16 protein-coding genes and 1 tRNA gene are annotated in these 22,262 nt (G+C 49.4%); 9 read left to right on the top strand and 8 right to left on the bottom strand.

Annotated features, from left to right (window positions below):
* Nucleotides 1–109 precede the first annotated feature (109 nt).
* The 3 genes from ACGHZ6_RS03740 (at nucleotide 110) to ACGHZ6_RS03730 (ending at nucleotide 3,358) form a co-directional block, all read left to right on the top strand.
* Entirely contained in the window at nucleotides 110–322 is a 213-nt protein-coding gene (locus ACGHZ6_RS03740) for a bacterioferritin-associated ferredoxin (RefSeq protein WP_390617456.1), read from the top strand.
* A 128-nt stretch (nucleotides 323–450) separates the two neighbouring features.
* Complete coding sequence (locus ACGHZ6_RS03735) at nucleotides 451–1,926, top strand: response regulator (RefSeq protein WP_390617455.1); 1,476 nt, start codon at nucleotides 451–453, stop codon at nucleotides 1,924–1,926.
* A gap of 154 nt (nucleotides 1,927–2,080) precedes the next feature.
* Nucleotides 2,081–3,358, top strand: a complete 1,278-nt coding sequence (locus ACGHZ6_RS03730; RefSeq protein WP_390617454.1) for an aminotransferase class I/II-fold pyridoxal phosphate-dependent enzyme — start codon at nucleotides 2,081–2,083, stop codon at nucleotides 3,356–3,358.
* 69 nt (nucleotides 3,359–3,427) lie between these two features.
* Here the strand turns inward: ACGHZ6_RS03730 and ACGHZ6_RS03725 are convergent, their stop codons facing one another.
* The 3 genes from ACGHZ6_RS03725 to ACGHZ6_RS03715 form a co-directional block, all read right to left on the bottom strand.
* Nucleotides 3,428–3,988, bottom strand: coding sequence for a hypothetical protein (locus tag ACGHZ6_RS03725; protein WP_390617453.1), 561 nt, complete (start codon nucleotides 3,986–3,988; stop codon nucleotides 3,428–3,430).
* A gap of 265 nt (nucleotides 3,989–4,253) precedes the next feature.
* On the bottom strand, nucleotides 4,254–5,465 hold the full coding sequence (locus tag ACGHZ6_RS03720) for a DNA-binding response regulator (protein ID WP_390617452.1): 1,212 nt from the start codon (nucleotides 5,463–5,465) through the stop codon (nucleotides 4,254–4,256).
* A gap of 177 nt (nucleotides 5,466–5,642) precedes the next feature.
* Nucleotides 5,643–7,970: a TonB-dependent receptor gene (locus ACGHZ6_RS03715; protein ID WP_390617451.1), complete on the bottom strand. Its 2,328-nt coding sequence runs from the start codon at nucleotides 7,968–7,970 to the stop codon at nucleotides 5,643–5,645.
* Nucleotides 7,971–8,177: 207 nt separating this feature from the next.
* Between ACGHZ6_RS03715 and ACGHZ6_RS03710 the strand changes: the two genes are divergently transcribed.
* The 4 genes from ACGHZ6_RS03710 to ACGHZ6_RS03695 all read left to right on the top strand — a co-directional run bounded on the left by ACGHZ6_RS03710 (nucleotide 8,178) and on the right by ACGHZ6_RS03695 (nucleotide 11,867).
* Complete coding sequence (locus tag ACGHZ6_RS03710) at nucleotides 8,178–9,041, top strand: HDOD domain-containing protein (RefSeq protein ID WP_390617450.1); 864 nt, start codon at nucleotides 8,178–8,180, stop codon at nucleotides 9,039–9,041.
* A 4-nt stretch (nucleotides 9,042–9,045) separates the two neighbouring features.
* Nucleotides 9,046–10,452: a Si-specific NAD(P)(+) transhydrogenase gene (gene sthA, locus ACGHZ6_RS03705; protein WP_390619145.1), complete on the top strand. Its 1,407-nt coding sequence runs from the start codon at nucleotides 9,046–9,048 to the stop codon at nucleotides 10,450–10,452.
* A 115-nt stretch (nucleotides 10,453–10,567) separates the two neighbouring features.
* Nucleotides 10,568–11,659: a redox-regulated ATPase YchF gene (gene ychF, locus ACGHZ6_RS03700; RefSeq protein WP_390617449.1), complete on the top strand. Its 1,092-nt coding sequence runs from the start codon at nucleotides 10,568–10,570 to the stop codon at nucleotides 11,657–11,659.
* Nucleotides 11,660–11,790: 131 nt separating this feature from the next.
* Nucleotides 11,791–11,867: transfer RNA gene (locus ACGHZ6_RS03695), tRNA-Met, on the top strand.
* Nucleotides 11,868–11,910: 43 nt separating this feature from the next.
* On the opposite strand, the gene ACGHZ6_RS03690 is transcribed toward ACGHZ6_RS03695, so the two are convergent.
* Complete coding sequence (locus tag ACGHZ6_RS03690; protein WP_390617448.1) at nucleotides 11,911–13,611, bottom strand: ATP-binding protein; 1,701 nt, start codon at nucleotides 13,609–13,611, stop codon at nucleotides 11,911–11,913.
* Nucleotides 13,612–13,613: 2 nt separating this feature from the next.
* The gene (locus ACGHZ6_RS03685) at nucleotides 13,614–14,768 is read right to left on the bottom strand and encodes an FIST signal transduction protein (RefSeq protein ID WP_390617447.1); all 1,155 of its coding nucleotides are present in this window, start codon (nucleotides 14,766–14,768) and stop codon (nucleotides 13,614–13,616) included.
* A gap of 207 nt (nucleotides 14,769–14,975) precedes the next feature.
* Between ACGHZ6_RS03685 and ACGHZ6_RS03680 the strand changes: the two genes are divergently transcribed.
* Nucleotides 14,976–15,920 (top strand): diguanylate cyclase, encoded by a 945-nt coding sequence (locus ACGHZ6_RS03680; RefSeq protein ID WP_390617446.1) that lies wholly within the window; start codon nucleotides 14,976–14,978, stop codon nucleotides 15,918–15,920.
* A 101-nt stretch (nucleotides 15,921–16,021) separates the two neighbouring features.
* Here the strand turns inward: ACGHZ6_RS03680 and ACGHZ6_RS03675 are convergent, their stop codons facing one another.
* Both ACGHZ6_RS03675 and ACGHZ6_RS03670 read right to left on the bottom strand, forming a co-directional pair.
* Nucleotides 16,022–17,827, bottom strand: coding sequence for an acyl-CoA dehydrogenase (locus ACGHZ6_RS03675; protein ID WP_390617445.1), 1,806 nt, complete (start codon nucleotides 17,825–17,827; stop codon nucleotides 16,022–16,024).
* A gap of 14 nt (nucleotides 17,828–17,841) precedes the next feature.
* Nucleotides 17,842–18,696, bottom strand: coding sequence for an amidohydrolase family protein (locus ACGHZ6_RS03670; RefSeq protein ID WP_390617444.1), 855 nt, complete (start codon nucleotides 18,694–18,696; stop codon nucleotides 17,842–17,844).
* A 173-nt stretch (nucleotides 18,697–18,869) separates the two neighbouring features.
* On the opposite strand from ACGHZ6_RS03670, the gene ACGHZ6_RS03665 reads away from it, so the two are divergent.
* Nucleotides 18,870–19,733, top strand: a complete 864-nt coding sequence (locus ACGHZ6_RS03665) for an enoyl-CoA hydratase-related protein (protein ID WP_390617443.1) — start codon at nucleotides 18,870–18,872, stop codon at nucleotides 19,731–19,733.
* Between the two features lie 117 nt (nucleotides 19,734–19,850).
* Here the strand turns inward: ACGHZ6_RS03665 and ACGHZ6_RS03660 are convergent, their stop codons facing one another.
* Entirely contained in the window at nucleotides 19,851–22,232 is a 2,382-nt protein-coding gene (locus ACGHZ6_RS03660) for a TonB-dependent receptor (RefSeq protein ID WP_390617442.1), read from the bottom strand.
* Nucleotides 22,233–22,262: the final 30 nt, after the last annotated feature.

The following is a 22,262-nucleotide window of genomic DNA, read 5'->3' as shown; positions in this document are numbered from 1 at the left end:
ACAATAAATGCAAATAAGAAATATTCTTAGGAGGTGTTGACAACAATTCTCATTAACAACTAAAATCTCACCAACATTAAAACCTATCAGGTCCATTGAGTTTTTTGCCATGTACGTCTGCCTCTGCAAAGGAATCACCGACAGCCAAATCAAAGATGCCGTGTATAGCGGTGCCACTGATCTGCGTACTGTTCGCAAGCAATTGGGCGTGATGAGCCAGTGTGGCAAATGCGGCATTATGACCAAGCAGATTGTTGAAGAAACTCTGGATCGTACCGCTGTAGAAACCGTCGGCGAGCCTCTGTACTACGCCATAGCGTAATGACCATTGCGTAAGCCCATTGCCTAAGTAAGGTATCTGGCGCCAACTTATCCCCAACCAACTTTACCCCAGCGGCCCATCGGCTAAGCTAAATCTACGAACACAGCAGATTTGGACACAGCCACGCCATGAAGGTGCTTATCGCCGAGCAGGATCAAGCTCTGCAACAACAACTACAAAGCCTCTGCGATAGTATCCACCTGCAAGCGACCATCCAAAATACGGTTGAAGCTGCGCTAGAAGCCGCCCAAACTGACAGTTACGATCTCATCTATACAGCCCACTACCTGCCCGATGCAACTGGCTTTGAACTCTGCCGAGGCATTCGCAAACAATCCCGTAACACTAGCACCCCCATCATTCTGACCACCAAAGACAACCACCAGGCCTTAATCGAAAAAGCCTTTGCCGCCGGAGTGACTGAGACCTTTAGCCCGGCGCAATTCGATGAACTCGAATCCTTTGTTATCCGTACGGCGGGAAGCCTAAAGCCTATTGAGGGCCGAGTTCTGCTGGTTGAAGATTCTCTGGCCCAGCAGAAAACCGCCAAGCTGTATCTTGAAGGTATTGGTTTGCAGGTAGATACCGCCACTGAAGTAGAAGAAGCCTGGCAGGCGTTTTCCGAAAACACCTATGACCTGGTACTAACCGACATAGTGCTTGAGGGTGACAGCAGCGGCCTAACCCTGGTGAAAAAAATCCGCCGCCAGCAAGAGCACCATAGCTCACCGTCGATCATTGCCATGTCCAGCTATGATGATCCAGCTCGCCGTATAGAGCTGTTCCGTTTGGGGGCAGATGAGTACGTGACCAAACCGCTTATTTACGAGGAGCTTATCGCCCGGGTCAAACATCTTATCCACAGCGCCAAGCTCACCGCAGCACTTACCGAGCAAAAAGAACTTATCGAACAACAACACACAGCCCTGTCCCAGTTTATGGGCCGCATGAGCCACGAATGTCGCAACTCCATTAATATTATCAGCGGCATGGCCAGGCTACTGCTACGCAGACCCGAAAAGCTCGATGAACGCCAGCAGGAGCAAATACGCACTATCAGTAACGCCGCCGATCATCAGTTGTCACTGGTTAACGACATTCTCGACTACTCAAAACTGCAGGCTGAAGAACTGGAGACCAGCCTGACTCCCTGTAATATCCAACAACTGATGACTGACACGATCGAGCTGTTTCAACATACCTGCGACGACAAAAAGTTAGTGCTGACACACACGCTGGACAGCTGCCCACAAGAGGTGCTGCTCGATGCTCGCAAAACCAAACAGATTCTAATTAACCTGGTGGGCAATGCCGTCAAGTTTACCGAGCAGGGGCACATTAACCTCACAGCATCCCCCAACGATAATATGCTGGCATTTAGCGTTGAAGACACAGGCCCAGGCATCAATGATGAGGATCAGGCGCGCTTGTTTCGCGCCTTCAGCCAAACCCAGCTGGGTAAAAACGCGACGCAAGGTACCGGCCTGGGGCTGGCAATCTGTGCCGATTTTGCCCGTTTGATGGGCGGGCAAATGAGCGTCGAAAGCTGTCCCGGGCAAGGCAGCCGCTTTATCTGCAGCCTACCCTTAAAAATCCCCCAATAATCCGGCCAAGCCTCTTATACCTGTCGTCAAGAGGCGGTATAATGCGGCGCCTTTTTGCGACCGGCTTCCTCTAATCATGTTGAAAGCCTCCCGCCAGGCAGTTTTTAGCCCTTTGTATTTTGAATTTAGCCCTAATCGATCGAGGTATTTCGTCTTGCGACTGGATCAAGCCACCCCGGAACAATTGCGTCAGTGGGAAACAGAGCTGGCAGCCCAATATCAGGCCATTTTGGATCAGAAACTGAATCTGGATCTGACCCGTGGTAAACCTTCCGCCGAACAACTGAGCCTGTCTGATGCGCTCGACGGTATTTTAGCGGGAGACTATAAGGCAGCCGATGGTACAGATACACGCAACTACGGTGGCCTCGACGGTATTAAAGAAGCCCGCGAGCTGGGTGCTCAAGTACTGGGCCTGGACGCAGCCAATGTGATGGCCGGCGGCAACAGCAGCCTGACCATGATGTTCCAGGCCGCTATGACCGGTTACCAGTTTGGCTTTAACGGTGTTGAAAGCGCTTGGAAAAACATCGACGGCGCTAAATTCCTATGCCCGGTTCCCGGTTACGATCGCCACTACACCGTGTGCGAGCAACTGGGCATTGAGATGGTCACCGTGCCTATGACTGCTACTGGCCCGGATATGGATCAGGTCGAAGCCATGATCAAAGCCGACCAGAGCATTATCGGTATGTGGTGTGTACCCAAGTATTCCAACCCAACCGGTGTGGTCTACAGCGAAGACACCGTTGCCCGTATTGCGGCCCTGGGCAAGATCGCCAACCCGGCCTTCCGTGTATTCTGGGATAACGCCTACGCCGTACACGACCTGATGAGCAACCCACCACAGCTGGCCAACATTATGGAAGCTTGTGTTGCAGCAGGTACTGAAGACAGTGTGTTGCAGTTTGCCTCCACCTCCAAGATTACCCACGCCGGTGCCGGTGTGGCCTTCCTGGGTGGTTCGGCCAACAACCTCAACGCCTTCCGCAAGGTATTGGGTACCACGACCATTGGTCCGGACAAAATTAACCAGCTGCGTCATATGAAGCTGCTGCCCAATATGGATGCCCTGAGCGCCCATATGCAAAAACACGCCGATATTATTAACCCGCGTTTTGAAGCGGTACTGAGCAAGCTGGACGCCGCTTTCGCGGATAGCGATCTGGGCGCTTGGGAAAAACCTGCCGGTGGTTACTTTATTTCTTTCGACACCCAGCCAAACTGCGCCCAAGCGGTGGTAAAACTGGCGGCTGATGCCGGAGTAAAACTGACACCTGCCGGTGCCACCTTCCCGTACGGCAAGGATCCGGAAGACCGCAATATTCGTCTGGCACCAACCGTTCCCAGTGTTGCCGACGTCAATGCAGCGATGGATGTATTTGAAGTGTGCGTGAAATTAGCGTCTGTGCGTACCAAGCTCGCCAGCTAATCAAGATCACGACTCACAAAAAAGGGGCTAACGGAAACGTTAGCCCCTTTTTATTTTCTGTCGCAGAACCTATTGAATACCACTCAAACGCTCTTCGATCACAGTGCGAATACCACCCCGCTCCAACGTTGACATGGTATCAAGCTTGCCCATATTAATCGTGTGTAAATGTAAGCAAGGGGTGTTGGAATCCAGCTCGCGTAAATCACCTTTGCGCAATACCGGTAACAGGGGTTTGTCATCGGGGCGCTGCTGATTCACCACCCGCAAGCCGACCTGCAGGGGCACGGCGCGATAACGGGTTTTACCGCTTTTAAAGGGAATGGTCAGGTAGAGGCCTTCTTTTCCCACCACATCGCCGGGAATAATATTCAAACCGGTTGGGGTAATGGCATCAACATTCACGCTATGAAAAATATCGTGGTGGGCATAGGGATTCGGCAGAATCACCAGTTTGCGGTTTTCCTCTTTGGGGAAAAAGATATTGTAGTTGGTATATAACTGTTCAACCGAATCAGAATAGACACAGAGCTTGTTCTCGAAACCAAGCACAAAATCCATCGCCCTTTGGCGCTGGTTAAATGTCTCAAGATCCCAAACCAGATCTTTATTGTCAGTTGCCAGGTCCACTTATAGCCTCCGAGCTTAGTCAGTGAATACCAACCTACGCGTTTCAGGAATACCTGCTGTTAATTCTATTTTAGCGCTAATTACTTACAGTTAGACACGGTCTTTCAGAATAGTTTGTTCTAGAAAAGCCAAAACAATGCTTTTTACATGCCAGCGAGCCCGATCAGAGAGGCCCTAAACTAATAATAGGTTATAAAGGGAGAAAAAGGATAGTCCTGCCAACATAACGACAGGATGTGACTCGTTGGCTAGATCGGGTCAAATGCTAAAACAGCTCAACACCATCATCGGTATCAGAGGCGCCGCTATCAACAATAGGCGGTGGCTCCTTGTGTTGCTCATCATCCAGGAAATCAACTTCGTGCAAGGCTTTTTCCATAGCATCGGACAGGTTTTGAAAACTTTCGTCGACTTTTAAGCCCTGGTTAAAGATACGGTTGGTCTCGCTAACACAGGAATCCGACACTCCCTCAAAAAAACTTTCCTGTTCTTCGCTAAGGGCCAATACGGGGATACGGTTTTGGATGGAGTCAGCCATATCTTCAACCGTCGAGACAATATCACGCATCACCGCCTGGTAGGACTCATCAATCTCGGTCATCACCTCTTTTACTGTTTGTGAAAGCTTGTGTAAGGCCTCTTTTTCGTCGAGCAGTTTTTGGTGCTCATCCAATGCCTTAAGACGCGCATCCACCCCTTGTATCAACGCAAAGGTGTTATCTTTAATCGCGCCGTAACGAACGTCATCATCAATAGGCATATTGCGAACCAACAGCGAACACTGGCCGTAATTCATAATGGTACGGCGACCAAAATCCACATAGCGCCCGGCGTCCTGCATTTGCGTGAGCAATTGCGATTCCAGATCCTTGGCCATGCCATTGGCTTCCATATTTTTAACTAAATACAGGCTGCGCATTTGTAAACTGGCGCTGATGCCGTAGCGTTGAATGGCGCCAAAAAATAGCTGGCCTAACTGATCGAGATTGTCGCAGCGATTGGCATCGAGAAGAAACTGAATGTTGGCACCAAGATCACTGTTATCGGACATCACCGAGTAGGCTGTGGCATTGGCCAGTTCCAGACGGTCCTTTAATTGCTCACTGGCAATTTTATGGAAGATGGATTTATTAATGCGCGCAGCAATTTCCTCTACGCAAGTTCCCGGATCGATATAGTCATCACAACCCTGCTCGAAGGCTTCGAGCTTATGGCGTAGTTCATTACTGGAAGACAGAATAATCAGTGGCAGGTTGGCAACAATTTCATCATCGTCAAGCAGGCCTTTACACAGACCCAGGGAAAGGGGTTCTTGCGAACTAAAATCCACTACCAGAGCTTTAACATCACCTTCGGAGGCTAACTGCAGGGTTTCTTCCTGGGATGAAGTGCTGGCGATGGTAAATTCATTGGACAGGCTTTCTATCAGCCGGCCATTGTCTTGCGGCTGCCAGAACAAAATCTTGGGTAACGACATAGGGCCCTCTCCCTTAGGGTAAATACTTCCTTTAATGCTCGCTCCCTGAGCTTTGCCCCTAGTGGTGGGATGGGGTAGAGCACAACATTCAGTATACCTATAGGTGTAGCTGAGGATTGGCGTGTTTTCCACCTAAAAGTCATGTACGCGCACAGTTTTGGCGCAAGCTGTTAACGCTTAAAACGCGTAGCTCAACTTGGCCTCAACCATACGCGGCGGCCCGGCGACATAAGTCGGCATGCCAAATAGACCACCGGTATTGCCCGCATCCAATAAATACTCTTTATCCAGCAAATTGGTTACACGTAAATCGGTACGCCAACGTTGATTCAAGCTTGTCAGACTGGCATTGAGCTGACACAGACCATAACTGCCCTGACGGTTATTGCCTAAATTACTGTCGTTATCATCTTCAAAATACACTTCCGACTGGAAGCTATAGATCAACCCGACTCGCCAGTCACCCACATCGGCCAACGTGGATTCATACTCAACTCCCAGACTGCCTGACCATAACGGCGCCAAGCGGAAGCGATGATCGGCCAATGCAAAGTCACTGTCATCATCAATACGGGCATCAACGTAGGCAACATTGGCCAACATGCGCCACTTTGCATGCAACTGATAATGACCCGACAGTTCTACACCAGTCGTTGTCGCTTTACCGTTGTCATCAAATGAAGCCACCGGTGTATTGCCCGGCTGCTGGGTAACAAAACTTGTATAGCGATGATAAAACACAGCGCCATCAGCACTTAAGCGCTGATCATCACTGCGGTATTTAATGCCCCATTCGACAGAATCTACCGTCTCATCATCGAGATTATTTACCGCGCTGAAATTATTGAAATCCAATGTATTGGGACGGCGCCCACGCGCATAACTGAGATAGGTGTGGGTATCTTCCGTTGGCCGATAAGACAACACCAACCGCCCGGCCATGCCCCAGAAATTATCTTTTTGCGTTAGACGGCGACTAATAAGATCACCACTGTCATTACACAGGGGCTGATTTAAAAAGCCATTACCACAGGCTCCAGTCGCAACCGCTATACCGCCAGGCGATTCCGGCTCCGGCGTTGTGATCTGACTTTTTATACGTTCGTAACTCGCCCTCAACCCCATGGTCAGCTCCCACTGATCGGCAAAGCTGTAGGTGGCATCGGCAAACAGATCAAACATGCTGTTATTGCCATCACGGGTTTGTGACTCACGCAAGGCAGGGTTGAGCGGAATACCAGAAAAGTCAGCCAAAGGCGCACCGGGTCCAAACAGTGGTGGCGGATTTAACAACAAACTTTCATCAAAAGGTGCAGTAGGTGTGAATAGGAATGCCTGCACGGTGGGCAACAGTAACAAATACCCCTCATGAAACTGCTGGGTAATTTTCTGATAGCCTTCTTCCTGATGATAATTAACGCCGACAAATCCCTGCCAGCGATCACCATCATCATAATTAAAACGCACTTCCTGGCTAAATTGACGATGCACCACGCGATCTTCAAACAACAACACCGGCAATGACATGCCATCGGCATCAAAAATTTCCTGCGCATCAAAATCACGGTAGGACGTAATCGAGGTGAGCTGCCACTGGCTGTTAAGATCTATCTGGCCTTCAAGGGTGATATCCCACAGTTCGCGATCAATACCCAGATCGCGGCCTTGATCCAGGTGAGATTCTTCATAGGCATCCGGTTCAGGAAAATAAAAACTGCTAAAGGCGGTACCGGCTGGATTATCGTTTTGATAATTCACTATCAGGTCCCAGCGACTGCCCTCTCCTTCATAGGCGAGACTCCAGCGCAGAGCCTGACGATCAATACTGTTGAGATCACCGCCGGCGGGATTGTCGATATAACCATCGCGGGATTTATAGTGCAAGGCCAGACGCGAAGCCCAGTTTTCATTTAAGACGGTATTAAAGACCGAGGTAAATTCCTGGTTGTTTTTGGAACCTACTCCGAAAGTCAGTTCTGCAGAATTTTCCTGCAGAGCACGCTGTTGATGAATACTGATCGCACCCACTTCGGCACCGGAGCCAAACAAGGTGGCCTGCGGCCCTTTCAACACTTCAACGCGTTCAATATCGTAAAGCGCAATATTGCTGCCGCGCGAGCGACTGATATCAACACCGTTTTGAAACACCGATACCCGCGGTCGGTTAGTGGCAGATGCCTGATCACTGGTAATGCCACGAATGGCAAAACCTGTTGTGGTGACACTCTGCTGCTGAATGTTTACGCCGGGTACAAAATCCGACAGCTGCTCAAGATTGGCAACACCAAGATCATCCAGCTGGGTACCACTGAAAGCATTAACCGCCAGAGGCACATCTACCGAGGCCTGGGGGCGCTTTTGCGCCTCAACCAGAATCTCTTCTACAACCCTCTCTTCCGTGACATCACTTTTTTCAGGTGCCGACGCGTATCCATGCAAACCGGTTCCCAGCACTACACTGCCGAAAGCCAATTGCGTCAAGCCCCTATATAAACCCCAAGTCATGTACTTCATCACACCCAAGTAGCAAACAGGCTACTTTTAATTATGTCCTAATGTCGTCTTATTCATCTTACCTTACCCACAGAACCGTACCAACTATAGCAAGCCTTGCAAAGCTCTAAACCTGCCAGCGACAAACCTGAACTACACTTGATAAACCTGTCGGTCATTTAACACACAATTTACATCCAGCATGCATAAGGATTAGCCATGATGACTCCTGCGGTTCCCTTGCCCGCCGCTGCGACCCCCTTGGTCGGGCTTATGGAGCAACAGCTAAAACAAGGCGATATTGACGTCCCGCTTTTACCCGAAGTGGCGGGACGCGTTGTCCAACTTACTCAAGATCCAGAATCCGATGCCGTGCAACTGGCTCAACTGATTCAGAGTGATCAGTCACTGGCCGGGCACGTGATGCGCATCGCCAACTCGGCAGCCTACAGCCCCAACACCACACTGGTATCCCTGCAACAAGCCATCACCCGTTTGGGTATGAGCCTGATTAGCGAAATCGCCCTGGCAGCCTCTATCAGTACCAAAATGTTCAAGGCTCCCGGGTTTGAACAGGACATTGAAAATGTGTGGCGCCACGCCCTGGCTACAGCCCTGTGGGCGAAAGAGATTGCTCGCCACTGTCGCTATAACGTCGAAACCACTTTTCTCTGTGGCCTGCTGCACAATATCGGCTGGCCGGTGGCCTTGCAGAGCATATTGGAGAAACTCGATGCAGAAGGTATAGCCTGCGATAAGGATTGTGTCACGGCGCTGGCCTCACATTTCGAACGGCAGACCGGTTTGCAAGTGTTGGAACGCTGGAAAATGCCCCAGACCATAGCCGAAACCTTGAGCTATTTTGATTGCCCTACCCAGGCACCCAATGCCGTCACACAAACAGCCATTGTGCACAGTGCCAGCCTGTTTGCTCGCCATATGCTGACCCCCGAAGCACTGGATAGAGAGCAATTAGGCCAAGCCGAGATATTAGCCAACTTAAACCTCTACCCCGATGAAATCGCCGACTTGCTGGAAAAATCAGAGACCGTCTCCCAAACCATGGAGGTCATGAGTGCCTGACCAGATGCTAGCCTCGGACTTTGACATTATTGTGATTGGCAGCGGCCCGGCCGGCCAAAAAGCCGCCGTACAAGCCGCCAAAGCCAAACGCCGCGTGGCGCTGATTGAACGCGACAGAATGCTGGGCGGCGCCTGTGTACATCGCGGCACCATTCCCTCAAAAACCCTGCGCGAAAATGCCCTGCGGGTACGCAATATGCGTCAAAACGCCGAGCTGGCAAACTTCCAATTGGCGGAAGATACGGAACTGGCAACCCTGATTACCCGCCTGGATTATGTGCTGCGCGCCCATGACCAGTACATGCAGGAACAGATCGACCGCAACCTGATTACCCGCATTCACGCCCGCGCCAAATTTATCGATGCCCAGCACCTGGAAATCACCCAGGTTAATGGTGAACAGCAGCAGCTTCGAGCAGACAAGATCGTCATTGCTACTGGTTCCTACCCTCGCCACCCGGATAATATCCCCATCGATCACGAGCACATTTTCGACAGCGACTCCATCCTCTCCATGCTCTACCTGCCCAAAAGTTTGACCGTACTGGGTGGCGGTGTGATAGCCAGCGAATACGCCTCGATCTTCCAGGCCTTGGGGGTCAAGGTCACCATGATCGACAAATACCCTCGCCCGTTGGGATTTCTGGATCAGGATTTGACCGATACCTTTGTCAGCGGCTTTGAGCATATGGGCGGCACCTGGAAAGGCAATAGCCCCATCAAAAGTGTCTACTGGGATGGCCTGACTCAGGTTGTGGTTGAGTGTGAAAACGGCGATATGGTGAAGAGTGAAAAGCTGCTCTGTGCCGCTGGCCGGGTAGCCAATACCCACGACCTGGCTCTGGAGAATGCTGGCCTTAGCCTAAACGACCACGGCCTTTTAGACGTCAATAAGGACTTACAAACAGTAGTACCCAGTATATATGGGGCAGGCGATGTGATTGGCCCACCCAGCCTGGCCTCGGCCTCAATGGAACAGGGACGGCGAGCCAGTTGTAACGCTCTGAATCTGCCCGTGGGCGGCATGAGTAATACCCTGCCCTCTGGTATCTACGGTATTCCCGAGCTCTCCGGTGTTGGCCTCACCGAACAACAGGCCCGCGAAGCCCACGGTGATGTACTTATCGGCAAAGCCGACTTTGCCGAAATCGCCCGCGGCCATATCTCCGGTATTGAAGACGGTATGCTGAAGATCATCAGCGATGGCCAGGGCGAGAAGATCCTCGGCGTAATGATCGCTGGCGAAGGTGCCACCGAACTTATCCACATCGGCCAAATGGCCATGCTCGCCAACGCTCATGTGGATATCTTTGTCGAAAGTACCTTTAACTTCCCCACCCTGGCCGAAGCCTACCGCGTCGCCGCCCTGGCGATTATTGGCCAGCGCGGCCACCATACCGATGCCTACTAAGCACTAACCAATCCCGATCCAAGCAACCCCTAGGGGATAGCCCACGGGTAGTGTAGAATAGCCGCCTTTTTCAACTCACACCTTCAAACCTGACTCTTATCAGACGGACACTATCATGGGCTTTAATTGCGGCATCGTCGGCCTACCCAACGTAGGTAAATCCACCCTGTTTAACGCACTGACCAAAAATGGCATTGCGGCGGAAAACTTCCCTTTCTGCACCATCGACCCCAATGAAGGTACCGTAACCGTCCCCGATCCGCGTCAGGACAAGCTGGCCGCCATCGTCAATCCAGAGCGTGTGATCCCTACCACCATGGAGTTTGTGGATATTGCGGGTCTGGTAGCCGGTGCCTCCAAAGGTGAAGGCCTGGGTAACAAGTTCCTGGCCAATATCCGTGAAACCGACGCTATCGCCCACGTGGTTCGCTGCTTTGACGACGAAAACGTGGTGCACGTAGAAGGCAAGATCAACCCAGCCGCCGACGTTGATGTGATCAACACCGAGCTGGCCCTGGCCGACCTGGAAACCTGCGAAAAGGCCCACCACCGCTTCACCAAACTTGCCAAAGGCCAGGATAAAGACGCCAAGAAGATGGTTGAGCTGATCGACAAGATCCTGCCACACCTGAACGAAGCGCAGCCCCTGCGCAGCTTCGGCCTCAACGATGACCAGCTGGGCCTACTGAAAGAGCTGAACCTGCTGACCCTGAAGCCCACCATGTACATCGCCAACGTCGATGAAGACGGTTTTGAGGACAACCCCTTCCTGGATACCGTGCGCGAAATCGCCGCCAAGGAAAACGCCGTAGTGGTGCCTATTTGTAACAAGCTGGAAGCCGAAATCGCCGAGCTGGAAGACGAGGAAAAGCAGGAATTCCTCGAAGACCTGGGTATGGACGAGCCAGGCCTTAACCGCGTGATCCGCGGTGGCTATGAGCTGCTGAACCTGCACACCTACTTCACCGCTGGCGTGAAGGAAGTGCGCGCCTGGACCATCCCTGTAGGCGCCACCGCCCCACAGGCCGCCGGTAAGATCCACACCGACTTCGAAAAAGGCTTTATCCGCGCCGAGATCGTCAGCTACGACGACTATGTCGCCTGTAATGGTGAATCAGGTGCTAAAGACGCCGGTAAATGGCGCCTGGAAGGTAAGGACTATATCGTTGCCGATGGCGACGTAATCCACTTCCGTTTCAACGTATAAAGCCGGTTTTAGCCCCACCGGCAGGGTGCTGTCACAGGAGCCAAAAAAGTCCGCTAAGCCTTTGATTTAAGGGTTGACTTTGGCAAGGACTCCCGCGACAATACGCGCCCTCCCAAGTGGGGGATGGTAGTGGCTAGGTAGCTCAGCTGGTTAGAGCACAGCACTCATAATGCTGGGGTCGGCGGTTCAAGTCCGCCCCTAGCTACCATATTCGAAAGGCTCGCCAATGGCGGGCCTTTTTTATTTGTCGTTCAGTCTTTTACCAGCCAGGTTTGCAGCAACTGGCGTAACTGCTTTAACTCAACAGGCTTGGCCAGATAATCATCCATTCCGGCCGCAAGGCAATGCTCTGCCTCGCCGCGTAAGGCGTTGGCAGTGATGGCAATGATGGGGGTATGCCGCCCTGAGTCTGCTTCATGTTCCCGCACCGCATCCGTTAATTGGAATCCGTCTATCACCGGCATATGACAATCGGTGAGAATTAAATCGACTTCGTGGTTGCGCCAATAATCCAGGGCGAGTTCGCCGTTATCGACCACTACAGGGTTCACGCCCAACTTTTCCAATTGTTTACGAATCACTAGCTGATTTGTTGGATTATCCTCGGCAACCAAGAGACGCCTGTTAACCATTGTTTGAAAGAAAGTTTCGTCCGCAGTCAATTCGGCTTGTGGTACAGCTTGTTCCAGTGCTACATCCCTGTAGGGAAGGTTTAGAGACACATAAAATTCACTGCCTTCACCTAGCTCACTTTCAACTGTTATCTGCCCTTTCATTAACGACACGAGCAATTTGCATATTGAAAGCCCAAGTCCGCTGCCGCCATACTGGCGTGCCGTTGATGTTTCAGCTTGGGTAAAAGGTGTAAACAATTGCTTTATCGTGTGAGGTGACATGCCCACCCCATTGTCGATGACTCGAATTGCGATATTCACCTGCTCAGCACTGCGAGATTCAGTATTCACCTTTACGGCGACTCGTCCTTCTGTTTTCTCATTTGTTTGTGTAAATTTGATGGCATTACTGCACAGGTTGAAGAGTATTTGTCGCACGCGTACCTGATCACCTATCAAGGTATCGGGTACGCCATCCTCAACCTCACAGGTCCACTGCAATTGCTTTTTTTTTGCATTCGGGCGCAAGGTGCCGTCAACACTGTCAATCAACTTACGCAGCGAGAAGGGCTCTGCTTCAAGCTCCATGCGCCCGGCTTCGATTTTGGAAAAGTCCAAAATGTCATCCAGTATGGTTAATAGAGAAAACGCTGAATCACGAACGGTACCCAACATTGAGGACTGGTCATCCGTTAGTCCACTGTCACCGAGCAACTCCAACATACCGATGACCCCATTCATGGGTGTACGTATTTCGTGACTCATGGTAGCTAAAAATAGACTTTTAGCTGCATTGGCAGATTCTGCTGCTTCCTTGGCTTGCTGTAGTGCCTGGTTTGCATTTTTTAATGCAATAGTGCGGTCAATCACACGAGCTTCAAGTTCGCGATTGAGCTGTATGTTTTCCTCCTGCGCCTGAGTAAGTTCGTCAACCTGGTTCTGTAATCGGTTGGTTAAGTATTGGTAATCTTGGCGAGTTATATCATGATCATGGCTAATACGCTTAAGCTTCTGCATCAATACTGAATTTTCATCATTAGCATCTTGCTCGCGCTCTAACGCATACAGTAACGGGGTTAATATAGATTGTAATTGGCCGAGAAGATCAGCTGGAACCCGCATAGACCACAATTGTTCGCCCAGCTGCTCAATTTGAAGACGGTCACAGGTTTCAATGAGCACACCCTGAACATAGTCAGCTCTTGAATCTAGCTGGTTAATCAAGCCTTGAATGTCACCCGTAAAAACGGCCACCGGCTCAACAAGAAACTTTCTTTTACTGAATTCAGTAAATACAAAACCGGAAGGAGGTGGTTCTACTGTGCTTAAAAATTGCATAATTAGCGACCAATCAGAGTAAGCACATAGGTCATATTGTGAAATAGATTCCTGGAATAACTGTCATTGATTTTTAAAGGTGCTATTTCTCCAAACGAAGGGAAACCCGCCAAGGGGAAAATCTCATCAAGATTGTCCGCCAGGGCATGCACTTCATGTTCAATATCTGAACCCAACAGCCATTTCCGTCCTGCACAGCTCACAATTAATGCAGCCACGGGTTTGAAATTCTGGCCATCTATACTCTTAGCAATCTCTTTTACTTCGGCAATAAGATCTTCCGGTGTCGCCTGACAAACCTGGACTCTTTTACCAGTTTCAATACCACCGTAAAGTCCTAAATTACGCGCATTATCAGATAGATCCGGTACGATGGAACGCAACCGCTTAATATCACTCTGATCCTGATCTATGATGGTGAGCGATGTAATACCCCGATCAGATTGTAATACCGGTTTACCCGTCTCGCGCTCAATAAAATCCATAGCCGAGAGGCCATCAATCACATTAATCTGCGATCCCTCTGCAGCATCTATAACACCTGACTTGCCAACAGGTTTAATCGAATTGCCCACATGAATTTCGAATCTGATCGGACCATCTACACTCAGCAATACCACACTATCTTGCAATACTTGCTGATTGGCATAAACGACACATTGTTTCATCTGGCTATCATCTGCAGCCAAGCCACCAACCACAGGACAATCACTTTGCTGTTCGATGACTTTTTCGATCAAGCTGGCATCAGTTCGAAAATCTGAAAAGAAGACTCGCAGTGACGGTAAACGCCCATTCAATTGCCGGCGACTTTCACTGAAAACGGCTTCAGCGGTAGCAACTGGATCCTGTTCAACCCCCTGAGCTGAGGAGATCAACCAATTGACATCACCGCCTGAATTTAAAGCCAAGGCGGTAGCCCCTACATCCCTTGCATAACCTGACTCGAAAGCGCCATCACCACTACAACCAATCACTTTTAAATCTGGGTTTTCCAAACCATCAAGAAGACCTTCGATAACCTCAGCTGTATCGCCATAGTGAATGGTGCTGAACAAAAAGACTATTTCGGGAGCTACAGCTTTGAGATTGCTACCCAGCTCCAGGCCTGCCCGATAAGCATCAGCAGCCTGAGTAGAAGCAGATAGAGCCTGCATACTCGATTCCTCATCGTCTAGCCTGCTATCCGGTTACAGATAGCCGTATGTTAACTTTAGCCCAAGTCATAGATGATGCTTCAGTATCGCCACCTTAAGCGTCACACCAAACCATAAAAAAATAATTTTTAATAAGAAAGAGCTATATAGCTACACCTGCCAACGCTAGCCTGGACAATTGGTTATACTTAATCCAGTTATCTGGTAATGCAGTACAATTCGATGTCGCCAATTCCTCAAGAACATATCCAGAAGATTATCTTCCAGGGCATCAACTTGACAGACGACTGCCTGGGCGTATTTGATGACAAAGATATGCTGGTATTTTGTAATGAAAACCTGGCAAGACTCTTCGGGCTGCCCATAGAGAAAGCTCTCAACAAATACTTCGATGAGATTATCCGCCACTGCCACGCTGCACCTGGTGGTATCAATATTGAAACGGATGATATTGAACAATGGATTATAGATGCCAATCAAAAGCGTCGCAGCCAATGCTTTCGGGCTTTCGAAACTGATCTAAAAGATGGCCGCTGGGTTTTAGTCACAGAGCAGTTAGTCGAAGACCAGCATATTTTTATGTACTGCTCGGATATTACCGATAAGAAAAAGTATGAATTCGAGATAAAGAAAAAAAGCGAAGAATTATTTACCTTAGCGACGACGGACTCACTCACCCAAACCTATACCCGTCGGCATTTCTACCAACAAGCCGAACGCGAACTGAGCCGATGTCATCGAGAAGACATCACTTGCGCTTTGTTAATGATTGATTTGGATTATTTTAAAAAGATTAATGACCAGTATGGCCATGCTGGTGGAGACAAAGCCCTAGAACATTTTTCGAAGGGTATTCGCCAGCAATTGCGCGAACATGATTTAGTGGGTCGGCTGGGCGGCGAAGAGTTTGCCATCCTATTACCTGGAACAGACAAGAGCACGTCTATTCAAATTGCCGAACGCCTGCGATCGACTACAGAAGAAAATACAGTCTCTTATAGAGGAACCTCTTTCAACATCAGCGTCTCGATTGGTATTGCCATATCCAGCAACAACTGCAAGACGATAGATCAAATAATGTGTCTTGCCGACAATAACTTATACAAGGCCAAAGCAAACGGCCGTAATCAGTTCTATCACTCTAATGCCTAAACCTAAGAGTTAAATTTAAATCAAAAAGAGGTATCCCCTAGAGAGAGATATCACAACGGGGATACCTAAATTATCTATCAGCATCGAGTTAACAATTAGCGTTAGAACCAATCTGGCTGCATATCATAGTTAACCGTATCCAAGCGGGTAAGAATATCTGCCCAGCGGTAGACTTCTGGCAGCTCATGGCCATAGAAATACTTCAAGGTATGCAACTTGCCACGATAGAACTTCTCGTCTTCCTCATGAGCACCATCAGCCAACGCAGCCTCTGCCACCACCCCCTGTTTAAGCCATAACCAGGCAATCACGATGTGGCCAAACATTTCCAGATACTTCACAGAGTTACAGAAAGCGGCATCCACACTCATACTTTGCGTCGCCGTCAATACGGTTTCTGTGGTTTTCTTTAACGTCGCCAGGGCGTTAGACAGCTCATCAGCATAGTCGCGCAGGCTATCGATATCTTTGGCGAACTCAATGGTCTTGGTAATTTCATCAAGACAAGCCTGATAACCGGCAAAACCATTGTAAGGCACCTTGCGCCCCAACAAGTCGAGTGACTGAATACCGGTAGTCCCCTCGTGAATCGAGTTGGCTCGATTTTCACGGTAGAAGAATTCCACCGGGTGCTCATTGATATAGCCATGTCCACCCAACACCTGTATCGCGTGTTTATTGGCTTTTAGGCAATACTCCGCTGGCCAGGCTTTAATGATAGGCGTCAGAAAATCCAGCAAGGTTTTTGCCGCCTGTTTCTGTTCTTCGGTTTCTGCAGTCGCTTCATCATCTACCAGCTTGGCACCGAACAAACTTAACGCCATGGCCCCTTCTGCATACGCTTTCTGCAACAACAGCATTCTGCGAACATCCGGGTGTTGAATAATGTTTACCGGTGCAGACAGAGGATCCTTCTCCGACAGCAGGCGTCCCTGCGGACGCTCTTTGGCATAATCAAGCGAATACTGAAATGCGGTTAAACCCAGAATAGACGACGAGATACCGGCCATGATGCGTGCTTCATTCATCATATGGAACATGTAACTCAAGCCACGGTTTTCTTCACCGACCAGATAACCCATAGCGCCATCGTTTTCACCGAAGCTCAAGGCGGTTGTGGTTTGCGCGCGACCGCCCATTTTATGGAATACACCCGCCAAGGCGACATCATTACGATCCCCCAAAGAGCCATCGTCGTTGACCAGGAATTTAGGCACGATAAATAGAGAAATGCCTTTAATACCTTTGGGAGCATCTTTCACTCGGGCGAGTACCAGATGAACGATATTTTCATTTAGCTCGTGATCGCCACCGGAGGTAAAGATTTTATTACCGGTAATACGGTAGCTACCATCGCTTTCTTTCACCGCTGATGTGGTTAAGTCCGCCAGGCCAGACCCCGCTGAAGGTTCGGTCATCGCCATGGTGCCGGCAAAGCGGCCCTCACGCATGGGGACTACCCACTTATCAATTTGCTCCTGAGTACCGTGAGCCTCAATCAGGTTGGCATTGGAGGTGGTCATACAGGTGTAATTGATGGTGGTGCCACCGGCCGCACTTAAATAGGAGGTCGCGGCACATTCAACCACATAGGGCAGCTGCATTCCCCCCATCTCATAGTCGGCACCAGCCGATGCCAGTCCGGATTCCACAACAGCATCCAGTGCTGTTTTCAACTCAGGGATCAGTTCAACTTTCTCGCCATCAAAGGTTGGCTCAATTCTGTCAGCCTTAGCCCGCATAGGCAGAAATACTTTTTCTGCAATGGTTTTTGCTGTTGTCACAGCGCCACTGAAAGTTTCCCGATTGTGATCGGCAAACCGGGGACGACTGGTCATACTCTCTACATCAAACAACTCGTAGAGCATAAAGTCCAAATCGCGTTCATTAAGAATGGGAGCTGACATGATTACCTCTAAACTTACTTGCGCGGGTTACGTTTACTGAAAAAGAAATTTTCAGCGTTATTGAACAGATAGTTTTCCAGCGACTCTTCACTCAAACCTATATTCTGTGCCTGCTCGATAATCGGTTTAGGCTGCAACAGCGGGAAATCAGAAGCAAAGATAATCTTGTCTTTACCGCGGGTATTCATAAAGTGAATCAGCTGCTTGGGTAAGTACTTCGGTGAGTAGGCTGAAGTCATCAAGCGAAGGTTCTTGTATTTCAGCATCAGTCTGATCGCAACATCCCACCAGGGATCAGCACCGTGTGCCATACATACTTTCAAGTCCGGGAATTCGTAGCACACCTGGTCCAGGTGCATCGGATTTTGCGCATCACTCGGGCGAACCGGGCCACAAATACCAGTGTTGATCGCAATCGGCAGATCCAGCTCTATACACTTGGCATAGAGTGGATAATAGTGCGGATGACTTGGCGGGATTGGATTATCGAGCGCAAACGGAACCACACGTGCCATCACAACCGGGTATTTATCGACCAGCTCTTCCAGCTTCCACACTTCTTTCATCAAACCGCTGGGATTTACATCAACCGACAGGGCAAAACGATCAGGATGTTGACGAACATATTCCAGCGTTGATTCAGGCTGCTTGTGGCCATAGATAGTCAGCACAGATTTTTCTACACCGGCATCATCCATTAAGCGCAGCATGTCGTCCATGGTGATGTGAGACATCAATTCTGAGATATTGAAGTAATCCTTTTGCACGTCCACGAGCCAACTGGGGATCTCGTCCCATTTATGGTCGATGTTCACCCAAGTATCGATAGCCTTTAAGGCTTTTTCACTTTTTAATGCATTCTCACTCATTGTGATTCTCCAGATAATTTTCTCGGTTTACGGTAGAAATTCTTTCCTATTGCCCCCTCGCAAACAATAACCGGCAAGGTCATATTTGGGCCTTTAAAAATGGACCTCTGAGGTCATGGTTAGCCCCCTGTAGATTCCCTATCTTGGGAGGGGTAAAAGAAGGAGGAAAGACCATGAGCTACGAAGCCATTATTTATGAAACCCAAGGCAGTATCGCTGTCATTACCCTTAATCGCCCGAAGCAGATGAACGCGCTAAACAAAACCCTGCTAAGCGAATATGTGGACGCATTAAAAACCGCCGAGGATGATGGCAATGTTAAAGTCGTGGTAGTAAAAGGCGCAGGGCGTGGCTTTTGTGCCGGTTACGATGCCCTCGATCAAGGTGGCAGCTACGACCCTAACAATCCCAAAAATAATCATCCGTTTATTGAGGATAAAAAATCACTGGATATGATGTGGGGCGCCAGCACCACAGCCTGGAACCTAACCAAACCGGTTATCGCTCAGGTTCACGGTCATTGTGTTGCCGGTGGTAACGATATTGCGGGCCAGTGCGATATCATCATTGCCGCTGACAACGCCATTATTCAGCAGCCTCAGGTGCGCCGACTGGGCCTGACGTTCAATCATATGTACCCTTACAAATGTGGCCCCCAATGGGCCAAGATTTTACTGCTGACCGGCGACCCGATTTCTGGCGTCGAAGCGGAACAACTGGGCATTGTCGCTATGGCGGTACCAGAAGATGAACTGGAAGCAAAGGTCATGGCCTTAGCCGAACGCCTGGCGCTGGTTGATCAAACCATGATGACCACCAATAAACTGGCTATTAACAGAGTCTATGAGGCCATGGGCGTTAATCAGGCCAGAGATACAGCCAACTCCTTGGACACAGTTGCCCACGCTGCACCGATCATGCAACAGTTTGCCACTACCGCTATTCAGGATGGCTTAAAAGCCGCGCTGGCTGAGAACGAAGCACCGTTTAACGCCTCACCGCGTCCGTTTAAAATTCCAGGTATGCCTGAAGAATAATATGCTTCTGAAAAAGAAAAGGGCCCGGCTGATACAACCGGGCCCTTTTTTATTGCCTGTGATATAGCACTCTAATTAAAGTACCTCTCGAAAGAATATCAAGAGGTACCGAAGCACTTAAAAGCGATACTGGCCTTCCAGAGTGATAGTACGTGGTCGCGCCATATTCACATAGGTACCGCCTTGAGACTGACTCAAGGCGCCGGCAGATGTGTAGTATTCACGGTCGGTCAGGTTTTTACCAATCAGTGCCACTTGCCAACTGTCATCACTTGCCGCTAATGCAATGCGACCATTAATCAGAGTCATACCCGGTAACTCAGTACGTGGGTCCAAATCAGCCGATGTATAATGATTGTCCTTAAAGTTGGCATCCAGCGTTGAACGCAGCTCCAAACCATCACCTACGTAAGTGACATGATTAGCACTGATATTCACCGTCCATTCTGGAGTCGCAACATTTTCCTTACCGGTGTAGTCACAGTTACCAGACGAAACCGGACTTGCAGGCAGACTACCAGCACCATTACAGGCAGCCGCTTGATAATCGGTCCACTCAAAATCCAGGTAACCCAGGCTACCGGATAAGGTCAGGCTCTCCGTCGCCCTCCAGCGTCCGTCCAGTTCCAAACCTTGCACACGGGCCTCACCGGCATTTTGTACAACATAACCAAAGGTGCCATCAAATACACTCACTTGCATATCGGTGTACTCAGTGTGATATAGCGCTACGTTTAATTCAGCAGCACCATCCATCAAATACATTTTAGCGCCAATCTCAATGGTTTCCGCCTCTTCCTGATCAAAGAAGAAACTCTCGCCACCTAATTGCGTAGCCGATTTACCCGGCAAGGCTGTAGCAGTTGTCCAACCATTAATACCGCGCGCATCAAAACCCGCAGCTTTGTAACCCTCGGAGTAATTGGCATAAACCATAATGTCTTCGTTGAGGTCATATTGCAGACTCAAACTCGGCGTCCAGTTTTCTTGGCTGTAATCATCTTTCAGATTATGATCGGCAGAGTTAAATCCATCAGCAGCAACATCCGAGAGGAACAGACCGCCACCCACAGGCACATCACTTAATAAAGCACCGGGCACATACTCAGAATAGGAAACCTGAACGCGCTCGCCGTCTTTTTCATCACGGGTATAACGCAGCCCAAGATCCAGGCGAAGTTCTTCGGAAATATTCCAGGTCATTTGGCCAAAGGCAGCGATGGTTTCGGACTCTTGCGAGAAATCCCGATTGGAAGAGAAGTCGAGCAAGCCCACAGGAAACGTAGGATTGGTCAGTACATCAAGACCAATGGATGATACGGTTAATACAGCATCTTCCTGATATTCTTGCTCGGAAGTTTGATAAAACATACCTACAATGTAATCCACTGTTTCACCACCAGGAGAGGTTAAGCGAAACTCCTGACTGAACTGTTCAAAATCTTCCGCCATATTCAATACAATAAGATCGACTTCGGATTCATCACCATCGAAGTCCTTATCGCGGTACTCGTATTCATTGTACGCAGAGATCGAGGTTAGGGTATGGCCGTCAAGATCATATTCCAGGCTGAGTACGTAACCATCGCTGTCAAATTCCAGTACATTCTTGGTATCACTCCACAGATCATAGCCAACATCGGTTGAGGTCTGTTGCAATGGACCGTGTGTGCCTATCGCAGTTAAAGTAGGGTACGCCCCCAAATCCGTTATCGCTAAGGTACGACCAATACGTTCAAAGCGCGTAACTTCGGTTTTGAAATTTACGGCAACATCACCGATGTCCCAAGCCAGAGAAAGACGTGCAGCCTGTTCATCAAGTTCTGGGGCATCTTCATCACGGATTTTGTTATCCATAAAGCCATCTTCACGACGATCACGAACTGCCAATCGGGCACGAAGATCTTCAGCCAATGAGCCTGATACAAACGCATTGGCTTCGGTACCACCCACTTCAGGGGTGTAGGACAGGCCTACCATAGCCTCGAACTCATCGGTAGGTTTGGCGCTCACTAAACTTACCGCACCGGCTACTGAACTTTGGCCAAACAGAACACTCTGGGGTCCACGCAGTACCTCTACACGCTCAAGATCCATAAATGCTGCTCGTGATTGCAAACTACGGCCAGCATAAACACCGTCGGAATAGGTACCCACAGATTGTTCAAAACCTTGGTTAGAACCGGAGCCAATACCGCGAATAAACAACTGAGGTGACAAGGCGCCATCAATAACGCGAAGGTTAGGTACATAGGATGATAGGTCCTGCAGGTTTTCTATACCTGCATCACTGAGTTTTTCTCCCGTAACGGCAGAAACAGAAATAGGTACTTCTTGCAAACTTTGCGCTCTTTTTTGCGCCGTAACAATGACCTCTTCCAGCGCAAATGAAGCGCCATCCTCGGCATAAACCATTGGTGATGTCAGTGCAGAAATGGAGACCGCAGCTGACAATACTTTTTTCTTGAAATCGAACTGACCGTAACGACAGGTATTCATTTTCATAACTCTCCGAACATTATTGTTAGA

Origin of the sequence: Maricurvus nonylphenolicus (assembly GCF_042854845.1) — a bacterium.
Lineage (GTDB): Bacteria > Pseudomonadota > Gammaproteobacteria > Pseudomonadales > Cellvibrionaceae > Maricurvus > Maricurvus nonylphenolicus.
The sequence above is the reverse complement of the archived record's forward strand: the minus strand, read 5'-3'. Positions and strand labels throughout refer to the sequence as shown.